Source organism: Kaistia defluvii (genome assembly GCF_040548815.1).
In the GTDB taxonomy this organism is placed as follows: Bacteria; Pseudomonadota; Alphaproteobacteria; order Rhizobiales; family Kaistiaceae; genus Kaistia; species Kaistia defluvii_A.
This window is the reverse complement of sequence record NZ_JBEPSM010000003.1, coordinates 603,788-622,026: the sequence shown is the minus strand read 5'-3', so window position 1 is coordinate 622,026 and position 18,239 is coordinate 603,788. Positions and strand designations below refer to the sequence as shown.

The 18,239-nt window shown below is 65.8% G+C and carries 17 protein-coding genes; 6 read left to right on the top strand and 11 right to left on the bottom strand.

Annotated features, from left to right (window positions below):
* Positions 1-4: 4 nt before the first annotated feature.
* Positions 5-928 carry an AEC family transporter gene (locus ABIE08_RS19750; RefSeq protein ID WP_354553546.1) on the bottom strand — a complete coding sequence of 308 codons (924 nt, stop codon included), beginning with the start codon at positions 926-928 and terminating at the stop codon, positions 5-7.
* Positions 929-1,381: 453 nt separating this feature from the next.
* Here ABIE08_RS19750 and ABIE08_RS19745 point away from each other — a divergent pair, with 453 nt between their 5' ends.
* A complete protein-coding gene (locus ABIE08_RS19745; protein ID WP_354553545.1) occupies positions 1,382-2,380 on the top strand; it encodes a sensor histidine kinase in 999 nt (332 codons plus the stop codon).
* A gap of 125 nt (positions 2,381-2,505) precedes the next feature.
* On the opposite strand, the gene ABIE08_RS19740 is transcribed toward ABIE08_RS19745, so the two are convergent.
* From ABIE08_RS19740 to ABIE08_RS19720, 5 genes are all read right to left on the bottom strand, one after another.
* The gene (locus ABIE08_RS19740; RefSeq protein WP_354553544.1) at positions 2,506-2,883 is read right to left on the bottom strand and encodes a DUF6481 family protein; all 378 of its coding nucleotides are present in this window, start codon (positions 2,881-2,883) and stop codon (positions 2,506-2,508) included.
* A 36-nt stretch (positions 2,884-2,919) separates the two neighbouring features.
* Complete coding sequence (locus ABIE08_RS19735) at positions 2,920-3,144, bottom strand: hypothetical protein (RefSeq protein ID WP_354553543.1); 225 nt, start codon at positions 3,142-3,144, stop codon at positions 2,920-2,922.
* Positions 3,145-3,262: 118 nt separating this feature from the next.
* Positions 3,263-3,472 carry a cold-shock protein gene (locus tag ABIE08_RS19730; RefSeq protein WP_354553542.1) on the bottom strand — a complete coding sequence of 70 codons (210 nt, stop codon included), beginning with the start codon at positions 3,470-3,472 and terminating at the stop codon, positions 3,263-3,265.
* Between the two features lie 466 nt (positions 3,473-3,938).
* Positions 3,939-5,036 (bottom strand): linear amide C-N hydrolase, encoded by a 1,098-nt coding sequence (locus ABIE08_RS19725; protein ID WP_354553541.1) that lies wholly within the window; start codon positions 5,034-5,036, stop codon positions 3,939-3,941.
* 46 nt (positions 5,037-5,082) lie between these two features.
* Positions 5,083-5,916, bottom strand: coding sequence for a hypothetical protein (locus ABIE08_RS19720; protein WP_354553540.1), 834 nt, complete (start codon positions 5,914-5,916; stop codon positions 5,083-5,085).
* Between the two features lie 314 nt (positions 5,917-6,230).
* On the opposite strand from ABIE08_RS19720, the gene ABIE08_RS19715 reads away from it, so the two are divergent.
* From ABIE08_RS19715 to ABIE08_RS19705, 3 genes are all read left to right on the top strand, one after another.
* Positions 6,231-6,728 (top strand): GAF domain-containing protein, encoded by a 498-nt coding sequence (locus ABIE08_RS19715; protein ID WP_354553539.1) that lies wholly within the window; start codon positions 6,231-6,233, stop codon positions 6,726-6,728.
* A 106-nt stretch (positions 6,729-6,834) separates the two neighbouring features.
* On the top strand, positions 6,835-7,995 hold the full coding sequence (locus tag ABIE08_RS19710; protein ID WP_354553538.1) for a Gfo/Idh/MocA family protein: 1,161 nt from the start codon (positions 6,835-6,837) through the stop codon (positions 7,993-7,995).
* Complete coding sequence (locus ABIE08_RS19705; RefSeq protein ID WP_354553537.1) at positions 7,992-8,951, top strand: DUF6492 family protein; 960 nt, start codon at positions 7,992-7,994, stop codon at positions 8,949-8,951. The genes ABIE08_RS19710 and ABIE08_RS19705 overlap by 4 nt, the downstream gene beginning before the upstream one ends.
* Here the strand turns inward: ABIE08_RS19705 and ABIE08_RS19700 are convergent.
* Positions 8,912-9,922 (bottom strand): glycosyltransferase family 2 protein, encoded by a 1,011-nt coding sequence (locus ABIE08_RS19700; RefSeq protein ID WP_354553536.1) that lies wholly within the window; start codon positions 9,920-9,922, stop codon positions 8,912-8,914. The two genes, ABIE08_RS19705 and ABIE08_RS19700, sit on opposite strands and share 40 nt — an antisense overlap.
* Positions 9,923-9,945: 23 nt before the next feature.
* Positions 9,946-11,286, bottom strand: a complete 1,341-nt coding sequence (locus ABIE08_RS19695) for an O-antigen ligase family protein (RefSeq protein ID WP_354553535.1) — start codon at positions 11,284-11,286, stop codon at positions 9,946-9,948.
* 220 nt (positions 11,287-11,506) lie between these two features.
* Here ABIE08_RS19695 and ABIE08_RS19690 point away from each other — a divergent pair, with 220 nt between their 5' ends.
* On the top strand, positions 11,507-12,442 hold the full coding sequence (locus tag ABIE08_RS19690; RefSeq protein ID WP_354553534.1) for a glycosyltransferase family 2 protein: 936 nt from the start codon (positions 11,507-11,509) through the stop codon (positions 12,440-12,442).
* Entirely contained in the window at positions 12,439-14,094 is a 1,656-nt protein-coding gene (locus tag ABIE08_RS19685) for a glycoside hydrolase family 44 protein (RefSeq protein ID WP_354553533.1), read from the top strand. The genes ABIE08_RS19690 and ABIE08_RS19685 overlap by 4 nt, the downstream gene beginning before the upstream one ends.
* Here the strand turns inward: ABIE08_RS19685 and ABIE08_RS19680 are convergent.
* From ABIE08_RS19680 to ABIE08_RS19670, 3 genes are read right to left on the bottom strand one after another with little or no spacing between them, the layout of a single operon-like run.
* Entirely contained in the window at positions 14,079-15,095 is a 1,017-nt protein-coding gene (locus ABIE08_RS19680; RefSeq protein ID WP_354553532.1) for an NAD-dependent epimerase/dehydratase family protein, read from the bottom strand. The genes ABIE08_RS19685 and ABIE08_RS19680 overlap by 16 nt on opposite strands.
* Positions 15,096-15,099: 4 nt before the next feature.
* The gene (locus ABIE08_RS19675) at positions 15,100-16,578 is read right to left on the bottom strand and encodes an oligosaccharide flippase family protein (RefSeq protein ID WP_354553531.1); all 1,479 of its coding nucleotides are present in this window, start codon (positions 16,576-16,578) and stop codon (positions 15,100-15,102) included.
* A 45-nt stretch (positions 16,579-16,623) separates the two neighbouring features.
* Positions 16,624-18,126 carry a GumC family protein gene (locus tag ABIE08_RS19670; protein WP_354553530.1) on the bottom strand — a complete coding sequence of 501 codons (1,503 nt, stop codon included), beginning with the start codon at positions 18,124-18,126 and terminating at the stop codon, positions 16,624-16,626.
* Positions 18,127-18,239 lie beyond the last annotated feature (113 nt).

The following is an 18,239-nucleotide window of genomic DNA, read 5'->3' as shown; positions in this document are numbered from 1 at the left end:
AGCGCTAACCGGCCACGAAGTGACGAACGATCGCGATCCAGGCCGGCGCCGCGACGGCGAAGGCGAGAACGCAGACGATCAGGGTGGACGAGGCGAGGGAGACATAGGTCTGGAACCGACCCGCCATGACGATGCCGGTGAAGGCGGGCGGCAATGCCGCGAGCAGGACGATTTCTTCCAGACGGGCTCCGGAGACCCCGAAATACAGACCCGCCGCCAGCATGGTGGCCGGCATGAGGATCATCTTGACGAGGCTGTTCCAGACGACTTCGACGCCGAATTCGAACTTGTGCGCCGAGAGGACGAGGCCTGCCGCAAACACCGCCACGCCCGAGTTGGCATGACCGATCAGCGTCAGCGGTGGATCGATCAGGTCCGGCACGCGGACGCCGACCAGAACCAGGACGACGGCGATCAGCGGCGCCAGGACGACGGGTTCCTTGATCGCGCGGGCCAATGCCGCGGCCGGCTTGGTTCCAGCGGGGGCCACGAAGAACATGCCCAGCGGCACCTGCAGCACGTTGACGATGAGCGCCAGCACCGCAACGCTCAGGGCAGCCGCGCCCCCGAACAAGGGCGCCAGGACGGCGATGCCGAGAAAGCCGACCGTCGGCGCGGCGGCACTCAGTCCCGCAATGCCGGCTTCCTGCTTGTCATGCTTGAAAACCAGCTTGGCGCCGAGGAAGGCGACGACGTACCAGCCGATCAGAACGGCAACCGAAATCAGAAAAATGCGGCTGTCCGAAAACAGTTCTTCCCGCGACGATTTGACGATCGATACGAAAAGAACAGCCGGCAGGCAGAAATCGAGGACAAGCTTATTGAAGCCCGCTGCTTGGTCCTGATCGAATATATTCCTCTTGCCACCAAAATAGCCAAGTGCCAAAACAAAGAATATTGAAACAATATCCTGTATAACAGCCGTCATATCCCAGCCCCTAAGCCATTATAATGATCATTAATCTCGAATCTGGAGACGCATAATCGAACATAGACTTAGGTATGATTTTGAATCAACACTTTTACACCAAAGAGTTGCATTAATTTCGGATCAGCCTGCCCTTGGTAGTGGCCATCAAAAGGTCGCGCGGAACCGGCGCAGCCGCCTTAAACGGTTTGCGCGCCCACCGGCGCTTGCAACTCGGCCCACAATGTAGGAGGGAGGCTGGCGGGAGACGCCTGCTCAGTTGGACAGTTGACAGACCACATCCCTGGATTGCAGGGATGGGCCGTCTCGCGGCCCAATCTGGGCTGGCGTCGGCCAACCCTCCGCAACCTTCGGAATCTCCTGAGATCGCTGGATCTGCCATCGTCGGTCGCATCCGGCAAGGCTGGCGCGGCGTCGCAGGATCTGATCAACTCGCGGATCTAGGAGCCTGCCATGCCCGTCGTCGATGAAGACCAACGCTTGTGGAAAGCCGAGAACCTGAAGCGGGCGCTGCATGCGGCGGGCGTTGCGCTCTGGTCCTGGACCGTGGAGAGCGACGACTTCGCGATGGACGAGCAGGGCTTTGAGCTTTGGGGCCTTCCGCAGTCCGGCAGCGTGACCTTCGAGGACCTGTCTTCCCGGATCCACCCAGCAGATCGGGACCGGGTCCGAGCGGCGTTCACCGCGACACGGGCCATCGTCGGCGCCTATGAGATCGATTTTCGCATCCTGATCGGAGAAGAGATCCGATGGATTTCCACCCGTGGGCTCGGCAATGACGAGGGGTTGCACCGAGGCCAGATGTCGGGCGTCTTCCTGGATGTGACCGGTCGCAAGCAGGCGGAGGAAGGCAACGAGCTTCTCGCCGGCGAAATGAGCCACAGGGTGAAGAACCTCCTGGCGATCGCGGCGGGTCTGACGGCGATCACCTCGCGCTCATCCACCACGGTCCAGGAAATGGCCAAGGAACTGACGGCGCGCCTCACCGCCCTTGGCAGGGCGCACGATTTGGTGCGTCCGCTTCCGGGCCACCAGGGCCGGGCCGCGCTGCTCGGCGACATTATCGCGGTGCTTCTGGCGCCCTATGACGATTCCGGTGCGTTCAGCGGCCGTATCCGGGTGGCGGTGCCCCGGATGGGCGTGGGCGAACAATCCGCAACCTCTATGGCGCTGATCATCCATGAGCTTGCCACCAACTCGCTGAAATATGGCGCGCTATCCGTTGGGTCGGGTCTGCTGGATATTTCCGGGACGAGCACGCAAGGCGAGGTCTGCATCGTCTGGACGGAGCGAGGCGGCCCATCCGTCGAGCCACCGGCCGATGAAGGCTATGGCAGCCGGCTGCTGCACCGGAGCGTGACCGGGCAGTTGGGCGGCACCATCCACACGGACTGGTCGCCCGAGGGGATCGTCATCACACTGTCGCTGAACCCCAAGAACCTCGCCGAATGAACCACATCGCGCGGCCCAGTGCATAGCCCGGGCAGCGTGGATGCCGTCCGGGCCAACGGGCGTTGGCTCTTCATGAGGTCGCGTATTGTTTCAGCAAAGCGGCAGGCGCTTCGCGGAAAAGCGCGTTAGGCCTGCCGGGCCTTGCGGTTGGCGTAGCGCCGGTCGCGCTCGGCCTTGCGAGCCGCTTCGTCTTCGATGACGCGCGAAACGCGATTCTTCTGAGCAGCTTCGCGCTCGTCGCTCTCGGCGCGGGCGGCAGCCTCGATGGCGGCCTCGCGCTCGGCGGCTTCGGCGCGAATGCGCTCGTTCTCTTCGGCCTTGACCCGCTCGCGCTCCATGCGGCGCGCGTCCCGGGCTTCGGCAACGGCTTTGCGCTCAGCCTGACGGGCGAGCAGCGTCGGTTCGGCAGCTTCCTTGGCGGCGAGATACGCGCGCAGGGCGGCGGCCTTGGCATCGGCGGAGGTGCTGCGACGGTCTACGAATTTATCGGCGACGTTTTTCAAACTTAAGTTCCAATGACGTTTCAAACGGAAGGATATTCAGGCCTTCGAAGCGAGCTTTGAAGGCTTCTTCGCCAGGACCGTCAGTTGATCCTGGGCTTCCTTCGCGAGGCGTGCCTCGCGCAGGCGTACGGTCTTCTCGTCGCGAGCGACGACGATCAGATCCAGTTCATCGAACACGCGCTTGCGCGCGACGAACTGAGACTGAGCTTTTCCAAAGGCGACGTCCGCCGTTTGGCGAGATTTGGTGTTGATCTCTGTCATGATCATTCCGATCTGAAGACGGACAAGAAAAAAGGCCAGGCAATCTGCCTGACCTTGATTGGTCTCATGCTTTCAACAGTGCCAGTACATCCGTGGTCAAAGGAAAGCAGATCCCTAATTAAGCAGCCTGAAGATTGCAGGCCGACATCTTGCCCGAACGGGCGTCGCGCTCAACCTCGTAGCCGAGCTTCTGGCCTTCGACCAGTTCGCGCATTCCAGCGCGCTCGACGGCGGAGATGTGCACAAAGGCGTCCGGGCCGCCATTGTCAGGCTCGATAAATCCGAAGCCCTTGGTGGAATTGAACCATTTAACGGTGCCAGTGGTCATGATGAACCCTCCATAGCAAATTGCACAACCACGGCGAGACGTCGCCATGGCGTAATGTAGTGATTTTTGAAAGGAAGGTTCGTTCGAGCGCGGTGCTAATCGCGCGGCAATCAAAGCCCGTCAACCAAAACTCAGCGTGCTCTATTTACGATGGCAGCCGCCGAATGTCAATGAATTATTCTTATGCCATACGATCGGCATGCCAGATCAGCCGATGAATTCCTGCGGAAGGGCCGCGAGAAACACTCGTGAAAGCCAGTGTTTCGGCCCCTTTTTCATGGCTCCGCCGATGAATGCGGCGTGACGTTTCTCCGGGGCGCCGGAGCCTTCCGATGCGGGAGGATTCGCTGAGCGCGGCCCCAATAGCACACGCAGGATGGCTTGTCGGGAAGCTCCGATAAGTGGATCCCGAGGAAGGCCGGACCGCCCTCAAGGTGAGGCGATCCGGCACGCTGACTGTCCTGCGCTATTCCGGATTGCCGGGCAGGAAGGTGAACGGCTTGGCCGGCTTGAATTCAGCCGCGACTTCGCCGGCGAAGATCTCGCCGTTCTGAATGGTCAGCTTCTGGACCGGCGCGCCGGGCTTCAGGTCCAGCTTGTCGAGCGACACCCAGAAGGTGTTCGGCCGGGTCGCGGAATCGAAGTAGTAGATCCGGTTCTTCTGATCGGAAATCGAACGCCAGATGGTCGAGGAGATGTTCGGTTGGTCCGGCGTCGTGATCCCGAGCGGCACGCTGACGGCGCGTTGCACGCCCATGACGCTGGCGACGGCCTGATAGTCGAACGAGTGCTGCGGCACGCTCTTGATGTAGTTGGGATCCGCCTCTTTCGGGATCGCGCTCAGCAGGAACGAGGCCCGGGCGAAACGGTCGGCGGCGCGATTAGTGCCCGGCAGGAAGACCAGGCCACCGATCTCTTCCCAGTACTCGTTCATCGCCAGCTGCTTATCGTAAGTCGGCGAATTGGTCATCACGGTGTACTGCTTGCCGTGATGGATGATCAGCTTGCCTTCGACATATTCGAAGATCGCGGAATCGCCGGATGCATCCGACATGGCAAGATGAAGCGCGGCGGGCGAGCCGTTGGGGAGCGCCGGAGCGAGCAGGTTGAACGGCTCGGTGCGCAGATAGGCAACGGCCTCATCCACCGTCGCGAAGTTGTCGAGCACATACTGGGCCCACAACGAAATCGACAGGAAGGGACGGCCCGCCACCGGCGCCGGATACTGCGATTCCGCCAGATAGAGAATGTTGGCGACCAGGCCCTTCTCGTTCATTCCGTCGGTCGATCCGGCCTCGTAGCCCGAGGTGATGACGCTGCCATACTTGGACGTCCAGGTGAGGGATTGCGGACCGGATGCGCCATCGCGCTCGATTCCCGCCGGGAACGCCCAGAGGTTGGAGAACATGTCCTCCTTCCAATCCATGTTGCGCCCGGTCGCCACCATCTGGCCGTCTCCGACGAAAAGGGTGCGGGTGCAGGCATCGGCAAAGCCGGTCAGGGTTGGCATCAGCATCGCGGCCGAAAGGGCGAGTGCTGCGGATCGGGAGAGACGCTTCTTCATGGAAAACTCCTCACATGAGTTCGGGGGAGCGAGGGGACGGCGCGGCTCAGAACTTGATCGTGCCGCCGAGAATCGGTCCCTGGATGACGGAGTCGAAGACGAAGGGGCCGTCTTCGTAGTCGATGCCCTGCGCGCGATAGCCGGCCAAGGCGGAGAAACGGTCATTGACCTTGTAGCCAACCGCGCCGAGCAGATCCCAATTGGAATCGGAGGAGCCGCCACCGGCGATCGCCCAGCCGCTCACGAACACGGAATCGGTCAGGGAATACTGCGCCTTGACGCCGATCACAGCGTCGACCCAGGTCGCCCTGTGACGACGGTCGAGGCCGAGTTGCAGCGGCGCGTCCGTGACATTGAGTGACGCCTCGACCGACCAGATCCGCGCGCCTGCCAGAACATCGAAATTGCCGCGATCGGTCTTGATCAGCGAATAGGCGGCGGCCGGCGTCCACTGCAGCAGTTCTGTGCCCAGCTCCGCGCCGATTCCATAGGGCAGCTTCGCATCGGCCGAGAGCTTCATATAGAGAAGGTCGGAGAAGACCGAGAAGCGGTCATAGCGCGCCTCGACCACGCCCATGGCCGCGAAATCGAGATGGTCCCAGATCTGCGAGAAATCCATTTCGAACGACGCCTTCACCGGGCCGAACCCGACATTTCCAGACGTGGACGGCGCCCAGACATAAGGCGCGACGGTGAAGGTCCACCCCGAGGCCGGCGCTGCCATGGCGGCTTCCGGCACGGGCAGGATATCGGCCGCCGAAGCGGTCCCGCTGGCTCCGGCCACGATGCCAAGCGACAGCAAGACGGTTCGCAATCCTGCGCCCGCAGGCCCGGGCCGCTTGGCGGAAGAGACGTTCAGGGCGGGCAGATGGAGGGGCATTGGATGCATCTCTCGGCAAGATCGGACCGTGTCGGAAGATCGCAATCGGCTGGCGGAACTACACGCGAATCAGAGTCCATCAGCCAGGATGCAACCGTATTTCCCCTGTCCCCCATACGGGTTTCCGGCAAAGCTCGTCAATATTCCGGCACTTGCGACATCGTCCGCCGCGTCGAAACATCGCCACGCTGAGCCGCGCCTCGGGCAGGAAACGCGGTTCCTCGCCAAACCGATCGAGACCGCCTATAGGCAATTCCAGAGGCCGGGGGGCGCAAGTGGATCAGCCCTCCCGGTGACAAGCACGCGAGATGCCGATGTTCGATTCGACGCCGATTGCCAACCCCGCCGCCAAGCCCGCCTTCTATCTCGAGCTCGACCAGCAACTGGCTTCGCTGATCGAGGGCGAGCCCGACGCGATCGCCAACGCCGCCAACATGTCGGCGCTGCTCTATCACGCGATGCCGGAGCTGAACTGGGCCGGGTTCTATTTCCTGCCCGAGGGCACGGACGTGCTCGTCGTCGGCCCTTTCCAGGGCAAGCCGGCCTGCGTCCGCATCCCGATCGGCAAGGGCGTCTGCGGCACGGCGGTGGCAAAGCGCGAGACGATCCTGGTTCCGGACGTGCATGCCTTTCCCGGCCACATCGCCTGCGATGCGGCATCGCAATCGGAGCTGGTGGTACCGCTGATCCGCGACGGGCGGGTGTTGGGCGTGCTCGACCTCGACAGCCCCAGGGCCGGCCGGTTCGACGCCGACGACCAGATCGGCATCGAACGCCTCGTTGCGCGCTACGTCGCCAATCTTCCAGCCTGACCCATCCGAGTAACCACCCGGAAAGCGTGCAGCTTCTATGGATGGTCCGCCGGGTCGCGACAGCGGCGAGGCAGGACAGACAATTGGCCGGGGGAACGGACAGCGCATGGCGGCGGATCAGGGCACGGGCATCGCGATCATCGGCTGCGGCTATGTCGCGGATTCCTACCGACAATGCCTCGCCCTGCATGACGGCACGCTGCGCCTGACCGGCGCCTATGACCGCGACGCTGGGCGGCTTGCCGCCTATCGGTCGACATGGGGCGACCCCGCCTATGCCTCGCTCGAGGCAGTGCTGGCCGATCCCGCCTGCTCGATCGTTCTGAACCTGACGGATCCCGAGAGCCACGCCGCCGTCACCGAGGCCGCGATCGCCGCAGGCAAGCATGTCTATTCGGAGAAGCCGCTGGCGATGACGGCCAGCGAGGCCGCCGCCTTGCGCGATCGCGCGCGCGATGCCGGCGTCCGGCTCGCCTCCGCGCCCTGCAATGTCCTTGGCGAAAGTCTGCAGACGGCCTGGGCCGCAATCCGGGCCGGCACGATCGGCAAGGTGCTGCTCGCCTATGCCGAACTCGACGACGGCATGATCCACCGCACGCAGTATGGCGACTGGCTGAGCCGCAGCGGCAAGCCCTGGCCGGGACGTGGCGAATTCGAGACCGGTTGCACCTATGAGCATGCCGGCTACGCGCTGACCATCTTCGGCGCGATGTTCGGCGCGGCGACGCGGGTCACCGCCTTCTCGGCCCTGCTGGTGCCCGACAAGCAGACCACGCCGCCGCTCGCCCATCCCGCGCCGGACTTCTCCGTCGGCTGCATCGAATATGAAAGCGGCGTCGTTGCGCGGCTCACCAATTCGATCGTCGCACCCTATGACCATCGCATGCGGATCATCGGCGAGACGGGCACGCTCGAAATCAAGGAACCGTGGGACTACGCCTCGCCGGTCATCCTGCGCCGCCCCGGCGAGGGACGGATCGCGCGGCTGATCGAGCGGCGTCTCGGCGGCGGCCTCGGCAAGCGCCTCCCGATGGCGCGCCCCGTGCCGTTCAAGGGCGGGCGCGGCAAGCCGACCATGGATTTCATGCGCGGGCCGGCGGAATTGGCCGCCGCGATCCGGGAAGGTCGCCGGTCGCGGCTCGACGAGGATTTCGCCGTGCATGTGACGGAAGTGACGGAGATGCTGCAATATCCCGAGCGTTTCGACCGCCCTGCCCGCGTGCAGTCGCGCTTCGCACCGATCGAGCCGATGGACTGGGCACGATGACCGCGCCCGCCCCCGAAGCCAATCTGATCACCTGTTCGTTCCGGGGCGATCTCGACGTCTGCCGGATGCTGTGCGAGAGCATTGACCGCTTCGTGCCGGCGACCATCCCGCACAGCCTTTACGTGCCGCGCGCCGACCTGCCCCTCTTCGCCGATCTCGCCTCGGACCGTCGCATCGTCGCCGCGCAGGAAGACCTACTGCCGCGGTGGTTCATGAAGCTGCCGCTGCCAGGCCCAAAATGGCGGCGGCGGCTGCACCTCCCCCGCCGCAACATGTATGCGACGCCCTACAGCCCGCTGGTGCGCGGTTGGATCGCGCAGCAGATCATGAAGATCGCGGCAACCGCCAACGCCACGGCCGAGATCGTCGCCCATATCGATAGCGACAATGTCTTCATCCGACCGCTGAAGCTCGAGCACCTCGCCTGGGACGGCAAGGTGCGGATCTATCGCAACCCCGAAATGGTCGATCTGGAGACGCATCGCGTTTGGCAGGAGACGGCAGGTGAGCTGCTCGGCCTGCCCGCCAGCCGCTATTACGGCGCCGAATACATCAACCCCTTCGTCGTCTGGCGGCGCTCCGTCATCCGCGGCATGATCGAGCGGATCGAGGCCATCGCCGGCCGCGACTGGCGCATCGTGCTCGCCCGCACGCCGCATTTCGCCGAATACGTCCTCTACGGCGTCTATGCCGACAAGTTCCTGGGCCTCGACGCGGCCGGGCTGATGCCCGAATCCTTCACGCTCTGCCACTCGCGTTGGGGCGACGAATTCGCCGGCGCCGAGGACGAGGAATCATTTGTGCGCTCGCTGCGGCCGGAGCACGTCACCTGCTTGATCCAGTCGACCATCGACACGTCGATGACGAAGCGGCAAGCCATCTTTGACCGGGTCGCGGCGCTCGCGGCCGAGCAGGATCAGGAGGCAGCGCGTTTGGCCGGATCGGCCTCGCGGTAGACGGGATAGAGGCTGCCGAGCGACAGCTTGCCGAGCACGCCCGCCCAGCGATAGCGGAAATCGGCCTGCGCCGCCGGACCCTTTCGGCGAACAAATGGATAGCGCACCGCCAGCAGGCCCAGTTGCACCAGCGCCTTGGCGCGCAGCCACCAGCGGGTGAGAACGGGTGACGGGCTGTTGCCGGCCACCGCTTCGGCATAGACCTGCCCGCCGGCGAAGAAGCGGCGGCGGAGATAGGCTGGATCGCAGCGCGACGCCGGCACGAATTCCGACACCCGCGCATCCGGCAGCCAGCCGAACCCGCGGCCGCGCGCCTGCAGCCGGCAAAAGAGATCGAGATCCTCGCCGCCGGCATGGCCGAAGCGCGGATTGAACGGCTCGGCATCGGCAAGCGTGGTGGCGCGGCGGAAGATCGAATTGCAGGTCGCCACCGTGATGACCCGCTCGCGCCTTTTGCCGAGCGCCACGACATCCTGGCCGGACGGCGCCTCGATCTGGCGGGAAAACAGCGTGTGGATCGCCGGAGTCACGCGATCGGGGGTCTCGAACATCGGATCGACGCCGCCGAAGAAAACGTCATGCGGATGCTGCCGCAGCCCGGTGACCACGGCCTCCAGCCAACCCGGCGCCAGTTCCTCGTCATCATCTATGAAGGCGATGAACGGCGAGGTGGTGGCGCGGATGCCTACATTGCGCGCGACCGAAATGTTGGCGGGATGGGCCTCGACATAGCGAACCTCGAACGGGCTCGCCGCGTCGGCCGCGGCGACCACCGACGCCGCCGATCCGTCATCGCTGTTGTCCGCCACGACCACGGTAAGCCGGGTGCCGGGCGGTATAGCCTGTGCGCGGATGCTTGCCAGCGCTTTGCCGAGAAGTTCCTCGCGCCGATAGGTGCAGAGGATGATCGAAAGATCGATCGCCTCCGCCTCGGCCGCCCCCATCTTGTTCAAGCCTGCTGCCCCCGCCATTCGCGCCTTCCTAGACCAACGCACTAGGCGCGGCCAGCACCGGCTGCGAAATCCCGCCCCCGCGACAGCACGAACAGGCAGAGCACCGCGACATTGGAAAGCACCGTGCCGCGCATGAACAGGGTCGCTTCGGTCAGGTTGTGCAGCAGATAGAGCCAGAGCAGCATCGCCAGGAAGCCGATCGCCGCGCGCGCCGGCCGGCCCAGCGGCCCGGCGATCGCCTGCGCCGTGCCGGATAGAGCGCCCGCCGCCACGATCAGCGCGGCGGCGATCGTCGCCGGCAGGCCGACATGCAGCCAGAGTTCCAGATAGCCGTTATGCGCCTGGTTAATCGTGCCGATCTCCACATCGCCGAGCCAGGTGCCCGGCTCCAGCCGCTGCAACGGATCGGCAGCGAGGCCGACATCCCAGAAGGCGCCATAGCCATGGCCGAGCCAGAAGCGTTCCTGCGCCGAACGAAGGGCAAAGGCCCAGAGTTCGTCGCGCCCGGTGAAGGAGGCGTCGCCCAGCGTGGCGGTCAGCAGCGCATCCAGGTTGAAGTCGAACACCGCGAACAGGCCAAGCAGCGCCGTGACGGCGAGGAGCCCCAGCGCGATCATCAGAAGCACGAAGCGCGCGCCCAACCATTCGGCGCAGGCGAGCACGGCGATCATCATCACCGCGACACCGGTCAGTCCGATCGATGTCTTGGACTTGGTGATAATCAGGAAGAGCAGCGCCGGCAGAAGCATCAGAAGGCCGAGGCCGACGGAACGGGCCCGCGTCGCGCCCAATATCCAGGTCGCGCCGCAGATCACCGTGATCATGGCCACCAGGCCGGCGACGTTCTTCTGGGTATAGAGGCCGCGGACGCCGATATCGGTGATCGCGACGCCGGGCCAGAGCGCCGTCCCCACCAGATTGACCAGCATCACGCCCGTTAGTCCGAGAAACCACCAGGTGTGAAACCGACGAACATCCTGAAGGCTGGCCGCGATGCCGGCGGCGATCGTGGTCAGGAAGACAAGGAGCAGCGCCCGGCGGAGCGTCAGGCCGGGATAGTCCGACCAGACCATGCTGGCCATGCAGAAACCGGTGAAAGCGACCAGGGGCAGGTTGCGGATAAAGAGCGTCGCCGCCGCGCGGTAATGAACGACGATCGTGACGAGGGCGAGCAGGAAGAGCCCGAGAACGGCGAAGCGGTCGAGCGGGCTGCCCTCGACGCGCTCGGCAACGGAGGCATCGGCAAAGGGGCGTGTGCCGATAAAGGTGTAGAGCATGAAGCCAGCCAGCAGCACGCCGTGCAGGCTGTCGCCGGCCGCGCGGGCCAGGCCGCGCGCATCCGCCAAATTTCGCAGGCTTGCCGGCGTCGGGGCATCGCTCATCTCATCGACTCCGAGACGCCAGGATCGCACCCGTCGCGCGGGCTTCGGCCACGCCTGCCCCGCCCGGTATGGACGGTGCGGCAAGTTCGTCTACCATGACCATCCGCTTGCCTTGCAATCATAGATTCGTAGGATCGGCGTCCAACAGTAAAGATCGTCCTACGGCGCGCCATTCGGCCGGCCGGGACGCGAGATCCAAGCAGAGCAAGAAGGCTTCCGGGTGGGTAGTGTTTCCATCGTCATTCCCACCTTGAACCGGCCGAAGGCACTGCAGCGCGCCGTCACGAGCGCGCTTGCTCAGTCGGATCTGGCCGATCTCGAGGTCGAGATCCTGGTGATCGACAATTCTTCCGATGGCAATGCGCGGGGGCTTGTGGAGGCGATGGCCGCCGGCTGCAATCGGCCGGTGCGCTACATCTCCATGCCCGTGCCCGGCGTCGCCAATGCGCGCAATGCCGGCGTGACCGCCGCGCAGGGGCGCTGGGTCGCCTTCCTTGATGATGACGAGGAGGCGTCGGGGATCTGGCTCAGCCGGCATGTCGAGATCGCGCGCCGTAGTGGCGCCCAGGCGGTGTTCGGCCCCGTGTCGGCGAAGGCCGAGGGCGATCGCGAGATCGGGCCGCTGGCGCCCTATTTTTCGCGCCATTTCGACCGGATGGATGGCGAGGACGTCACCGATCTCGCACCCTATCTCGGCACCAACAATTCGATGTTCGACCGCGCAAGCTGCCTGCAGGGCGAAGGTGGCCCATTCGACACCAGCTTGAACGAGACCGGGGGCGAGGATACGCTGCTGCTGAAGCGCCTGGTCGACGAGGGAAAGCGCTTCGCCTGGTCGGCCGAGGCGAACGTGACCGAATGGGTGCCGGAACGCCGGCTCAACTGGGCCTATGTCCGCAAGCGCAAGTTTCTGAGCGGCCAGATCCGCGTGCTGACGCACCACAAGGCCCAACCGGTCGAATGGAGCCGCATCGCCTTCTGGATGTGCGCCGGCATGGCGCAGATTGTCCTGCACGGCATCGCCGCCATCGCCACCGCGCCGTTCGATCGGATCCGGTCGGAAAAGGCGCGGGTGAAGGTGCGCGGCGGGCTGGGCAAGGTGTTCTGGATGCGCCATTTCCGCCCTGCCCTCTATGGATCGGGCCTGGTCTCGTGAGCTACCGACACCGCGCCGGACCGACCCGGCGGACGGTGCTTGCCGGCGGCCTCGGGTCGGGCCTGCTGGGCGCCCTGCCGGCCAGGGCCCAATCCGGCGGCCGATGGATGGTCCGCATGCAGGATGGCGGGCCGGGAACGCCGATAAGCCCGCTGATCTACGGCTCGAACGAGATCGGCACGATGGATGGCGGCGCGCCCTCGGCCGAACTGGACCGGGCCGCAGGCGTCACCGCGCGCCGGCTCGGCGGCAATTTGATGACGACCTATAACTGGGTCAACAACGCCGCCAATTCCGGCAAGGATTATCATCACGCCAACGGCCCCTTCCTGCTCAATGCGCTCGGCCTGGCAGAGAGCGAGTGGCAAAAGCCGGCCTTGCTGATCGAGACGATGCACGAGGCCTCGCTCGCCATGGGCGCGAAGAGCCTCGTCACTGTCCCGCTCGCGGGCTATGTCGCGGCCGATTTCGCGGGTCCCGTGCCACCGGAGGCGAGCGCCCCGTCGCCCCGTTTCGTGCCGACGCGCTGGGAACCCGGCGCCAAGGCCGGCGATCCCATCGTGCCGGCCGTCGCGGACATTCCGCAACTGCTCGCCCGGCTGGTCGCGCGCTATGGCGGCGCCGACAGCGAGCGCGGTATCCATGCCTATGCACTCGACAACGAGCCCGGTCTCTGGGCAGAGACGCATCCCCGCGTGGTCACGTCCAAGCCGACGATCCGAGCCTTTCTCGACCGATCGCTCGCGGCGGCCCGCGCCATCAAGCGCGCCGATCCCGCCGCGCGCGTCTTCGGCCCCGTCAGCTGGGGTGCGTCGGAGATGGTCTCGTTCCAGGATGCGCCGGACTGGAGCGACTACCGGCAGCATGGCAGCTTCCTCGCCGCCTATCTGGATGCGTTTCGCACGGCTTCGGAACAGGACGGCATCCGCCTGCTCGATGCGCTCGACGTCCATTGGTACCCCTACAGCAACCGGGGCGACCTATTCCGCTCCGAAGATCCGGCGCTGGCGGCCGCCCTGCTCGATGCCCCTCGATCGCTGACCGAAGCGGGCTTTCGCGAGGACAGCTGGGTCGTGCGGGCACTGGCCGATGCCGGCGGCGATCGCGAGGTCGGCCTGCCCCTGCTGCCGAGCCTGCGGCGCATCGCCGATCATGTGTTTCCCGGCACCGAACTCGCCGTGACGGAATTCAACTATGGCGGCGCCGGCCAGATCGCGTCGGGACTGGCGCTGGCCGACGTGCTCGGTCGGTTCGGCCAGCAAGGCGTTTCCTTCGCCACCCATTGGGGCAGCCTCGCCGGGTCGCTCGGCGACGCCTACCGGCTGTTTCGCAGCACCGATGCGACAGGCCGGCGCTTCGGCGACCGGTCGCTTCCTGTGACGATCGAAGGCACGCCGGATCTCGTCGCCTATGCCTCGACGTCTGAAGACGGCAAGCCGGGCGTGCAACTGATCGTAATCAACAAATCGGATTCGTCGGCGACGGTCGATCTGCGCTTCGAAGCGACTGAAACGCCGGATTGCCTGTCGGTCCTTGGCTTCGACGCGGCCAATCCCACGACGACAGAGCTGGCGGAAATCCCGATCCAGTTCGATGGTGGCCAGCAGGTGCTGCTGCCGGCGCGTTCGGCCCGCCGCTACAGTTTCGGTTGAGGAAACAACGTTCGCGCCAGGCCTTCGTCGAGGCCGATGCGGGCTTCGAGGCCGAGGTTCGCGGCCGCCTGCGTGCTGTAGACGGCATCGCGGCCAAAGATCGCCATCTCGGCACGCGTCGGCGCGAGGGCCGCGCGCTTCGATCCCGCCAGGCCCAGGCGGCGGCCGATCTTCGCCGCGACGGCCAGGAACTGGCGAAAGCCCAGCCTCATGCCGCCGAGCGATGGCAATCTCTGCGCACCGATCCGCTGTGCGACAGCCGAGAAATAGACATTCCAGGTTGGCGTCTCCGGGCCAACGACGTTCAATACCGTCAGCGCCGGCCAGCCCAGGCTCTGGCCTGCGAGCAGCGCGTGCCCTGCTCCCGCCACCAGCGCGCCGATATCGTCGACATGCACCAAAGGCGCCGGGCCGTCGGCCGCGCGGCCGAAATTGCCCCAGGCGCCGGCGGCGATGCGCTCGGCAAGCTTGTCGGTCCAGAAGCGGCTGCCGGTGCCATAGACAATGCCCGGCCGGAGAATCAGGACCCGGCGATGCGGATGGGAAGGGTCACGAGCCCAGGCGTCAATAAGCGTCTCACATTCGATTTTCGCCCTGGCATAGGCGCCGAGCGAGCCGGCCGGCGGCATGCCTTCGTCGATCACGCCGGTGCGGTCGCCATAGACCGCGATCGAGCTGAAATAGACCAGGGCCGGCACGCTGGCCTCGGTCATGGCCTGGAGCAGCAGCCGGCATTGCGCCACCATGGCCGCCTCGTCGCCATAGGCGGCATGCACGACCAGTTCGACATCGGCCACGGCGCCGCGGGTCTGCGCGAGATCGTCGAGATCGCAGGGCGTCGGCACGATGCCTTCCGGCGAGACCGCGCTGCTGGGCGACCGCCGCGTGCCGGCACGCACCGTATAGCCACCCGCCGCCATGGAAGCAGTGACGACCGACCCGATGAAGCCCGTCGCGCCGGTTACCAAGGCGGAACGGCGCGTATCGGGATAAAGGGTCATCAGGTCAGGACTCCGTGGTCGGGGCTGTGCGGGCGCTTGGCCGGACGATCGCCAGCAGGTTACGGAATGCCGGACGGGCGAAGACAGCCAGGAGCACGGCATAGCAGACAACGCCGATCCCGATGGAAATAACCAGCGCCAGCGGACGATTTAGCCCCTGCAAGACGAGTCCGCTTCCGGCCACGACGAGCCCCATCGCCCCCGCCAGGCTCCATGCCGGCAGCAGGGCCCGAAAGCGCTCGCGCTGCGGCCAGGCCAGATTGGGCGCGGGCAAGCCGATCGCCAGGAACGACTGCACGGCATCGCCGACCAGCCGGGAAAGGCCGACGCTGATCGGACCGAGCGGGCTGGCAAGGACCAGTAGCAACAGGGTCGCGCCGAAGCCGGACAGCGAGCCGATCAGGCTGAATTCCGGCCGCGCGCTGGCCGAAAGCGCCGTATAAACCAGCCGCGCCGGCAGCAGGATGGCGGCGCCGAGCGCCAGGCAGATGGCGATATCGATCGCCCCGTCCCAGCCCGGTCCGGCGACGATCGGCAGCAGGATCGGCGTCACGGCGGCCATGCCGACGAAGAGCGGTGCGATGACGAAGGCGGCGTTGGCGACGACGGGCTCGACCCGGTCGCGCAGCCGGCGCGGATCCGAGCTGGCGCCGGCGAAATAGGAAAAGGCGAGATTGTGCGACGTCGCGACGATGGCCCCGCGGATCGGTTCGATCAGCCGCATCGCCATGTTCACATAGCCAAGAACGGTGACGCCATAGAGCGCGCCGACGACATTGTTGAAGGCGAGATAGGTGAGGTTGTCGGCGAGCCTGTCGAAGAAGGAGATGCGCGCGAAGCGGCCGATATGGCCGAGATGCGCCATCGACCAGCGCGGCAGGATCAGGAAGCCGAGCCGCCATTGCAGCAGGATGGCGCGGGCAACCACGACAAGCAGGCGCTGCGCGATCAGCGCCCAGACGCCGCCCCCGGCAAAGGCGATCGCCAGCGAGAGCGCGATGCCGATCGCGTGGCCGCCCAACGTGGCGATGGCGACGTCGTTGAAGCGATGCAGCCGCCGCGCCAGCGCGGTCGCAATATCCGAATGTCCGCTGAAGAAGATCGACAGCATGGCGACCGGCAGCAGCACGCGCATTTCCGGCTCGCCATAGGCATGGCCCAGCCAGAATCCGCCGACCACGGACAGGGCGAACAGCCCGAGCGCCACGAGCCAAGCTACCGCCAGGGCGGCGCTAAGATGGGACTTTCGCAAGGCGCGCCTTTGCGCCAGCGCCTCCTCGAATGGCGCGCCGACGCAGACCGACGCGACCGCGACGAGCGTCAGCACCAGCGCGCTGACGCCGAAATCGCGCGGCTCCAGCATGCGCGACAGAATGACGGTGCTGCCGGTCAGAAGCGCCAGCCGTCCGATCGCATCGGCCCCCGCCCAGCCGATCCAGCCGAGCAGACGCGGAGGCTTCGCCGAACCCTTGCCTTGGTTCATCGGAGGGCTCGCATGGGCAACAGGTTCGGATGCCGGCTCATCGCGTCAGGACGGCTGCGCGATCCCGCCGGGCAAACCGGTGGGACGGCGAGACGGAGGCCGTTGATCCGGATCAACGCGAGGCGGCGCGCCCCTCAGGGAGCCAAGCCGCCACATCGCCCGAAGAAGGATCCACGCCGCCGCCAGCATTATGCCCATCAGGGCGCCGAAGACCGCCCAAGCCACCTGGCCCGTCAAGGACTTGCGCGCGGGCGGGGGCTGCGCGACGGAGACGATCCGGACCGAACCTGGATCAATGCGTCCGAATTCGCTCGCCTGCAGGGCGCGCGTCTTGAAGGATTCGAGCAGCGTGCGGTTGGTCTCGACTTCCTGCTCCAGCGTGCGCATCTCGATCTTCGCCTGCTGCGTTTTGGCCACGGCGTCGGAGAGCGACGCGACCGACCGGGCGACGGCCTGCTCGGTGGTGCGGGCGCGCTCCAGATCGGCGCGCGCGGAGAAGCGGATGCGGTCCAGTTCGAGACGGATGCGCCGGCGGATTACCTCGACCCGGCCCTGCGCTTCGGTCAACGCCGGATGGCGATCGCCGAGACGGGCAGCAAGCGTCGCCAGATCTTCCTGCGCGGCGTTCTGCCGTTCGATCAGCAGCGTCAGAGACCGCGTGTCGTCATTGGCGCCCAGCATGGAAAGATCGCCGCCGGAGGAATCGAGCTGGGCCGCCCGCGATGTCGCCTGATCCAGGCGGATTTGCGCGGCACTCACCGCGTTGACGGCGTCGGCCAGCTTCTGCTCGACCACCAGCCTGTCGCCGGTGCTGATCAGCCCGTTCTCGATGCGAAAGGCGTTGGCCCGCGCCTCGGCGTCGCTCAGCCGCTTGCGCAGCGTGTCGAGCCGGGACGTCAGTTCGTCGGTCAGGCGCCGGGCGGCTGCAGCGCGGTTGGCGGCATCTTCCTCGATGTATGCCTTGACCACCGCATTGGCCAAACGGGCCGCGGCGACAGGCGTGCGGGCGGTCGCGGTAACGTCAATGACGAAGCTGCGCTCGGCGCGCTGGACCGTGATCGACCGTTGCAGCGCGGCCAAGGCCGCGGCATTGCCACCCTCCGCATCCAGGCTTGGGCGCAGCGGCATCGGCTCGACCGGCGTCGCGCCCCTGTCCGCCTCGTCCTCGTCTCCCTCTGGCGACAGCTCGTTCATCAGGCTCTCGTCGCGCAGGATCTTCGAGAGCACCCGCTCCGAGGTCAGGACGCGCATCTGGCTCTCGACGACGCCGATCTGGCTGTTGGCGTCGAATTGCGCCGTCGAGACGTCGCCTGGAAACACCGGCAATCCGCGCGGATCGAGCAGGAACTGCGCCGTGGCGGAATAGCGCTGCGGCAGGAAGGACTTGGCGACAAAGCCGAGCCCGCCGAACACGACGCCGGCGAGCAGGATCCACCAGATGCCACGACGGAAGGAAGCCGCGACAACGGCAAGCGCCAGCGGCCAGGGCCCCGCGTCGCTTGCCGAAGCCCCGTTGGCTGTTCCGTGGGTGCGGGGACCGTCAGCCATGAATGCGGCGGCTCTTCCTCTGGACTAGGCGGCGCTCCGGTCCGGAACTGGGGACCGCGGACCTGCCGTGAAAACGCAATACGGACCATCGCCGCCTCCGTGGGGAGCAGCGA

Bases quoted from the DNA above. Each gene is read 5' to 3' on its own strand.
- ABIE08_RS19750 (WP_354553546.1), bottom strand. From the start codon at position 928: ATGACGGCTGTTATACAGGATATTGTTTCAATATTCTTTGTTTTGGCA.
- ABIE08_RS19695 (WP_354553535.1), bottom strand. From the start codon at position 11,286: ATGAGCGATGCCCCGACGCCGGCAAGCCTGCGAAATTTGGCGGATGCG.
- ABIE08_RS19735 (WP_354553543.1), bottom strand. From the start codon at position 3,144: ATGACAGAGATCAACACCAAATCTCGCCAAACGGCGGACGTCGCCTTT.
- ABIE08_RS19670 (WP_354553530.1), bottom strand. From the start codon at position 18,126: ATGGCTGACGGTCCCCGCACCCACGGAACAGCCAACGGGGCTTCGGCA.
- ABIE08_RS19745 (WP_354553545.1), top strand. From the start codon at position 1,382: ATGCCCGTCGTCGATGAAGACCAACGCTTGTGGAAAGCCGAGAACCTG.
- ABIE08_RS19715 (WP_354553539.1), top strand. From the start codon at position 6,231: ATGTTCGATTCGACGCCGATTGCCAACCCCGCCGCCAAGCCCGCCTTC.
- ABIE08_RS19700 (WP_354553536.1), bottom strand. From the start codon at position 9,922: ATGGCGGGGGCAGCAGGCTTGAACAAGATGGGGGCGGCCGAGGCGGAG.
- ABIE08_RS19710 (WP_354553538.1), top strand. From the start codon at position 6,835: ATGGCGGCGGATCAGGGCACGGGCATCGCGATCATCGGCTGCGGCTAT.
- ABIE08_RS19705 (WP_354553537.1), top strand. From the start codon at position 7,992: ATGACCGCGCCCGCCCCCGAAGCCAATCTGATCACCTGTTCGTTCCGG.
- ABIE08_RS19725 (WP_354553541.1), bottom strand. From the start codon at position 5,036: ATGAAGAAGCGTCTCTCCCGATCCGCAGCACTCGCCCTTTCGGCCGCG.
- ABIE08_RS19720 (WP_354553540.1), bottom strand. From the start codon at position 5,916: ATGCCCCTCCATCTGCCCGCCCTGAACGTCTCTTCCGCCAAGCGGCCC.
- ABIE08_RS19730 (WP_354553542.1), bottom strand. From the start codon at position 3,472: ATGACCACTGGCACCGTTAAATGGTTCAATTCCACCAAGGGCTTCGGA.
- ABIE08_RS19675 (WP_354553531.1), bottom strand. From the start codon at position 16,578: ATGAACCAAGGCAAGGGTTCGGCGAAGCCTCCGCGTCTGCTCGGCTGG.
- ABIE08_RS19680 (WP_354553532.1), bottom strand. From the start codon at position 15,095: ATGACCCTTTATCCCGATACGCGCCGTTCCGCCTTGGTAACCGGCGCG.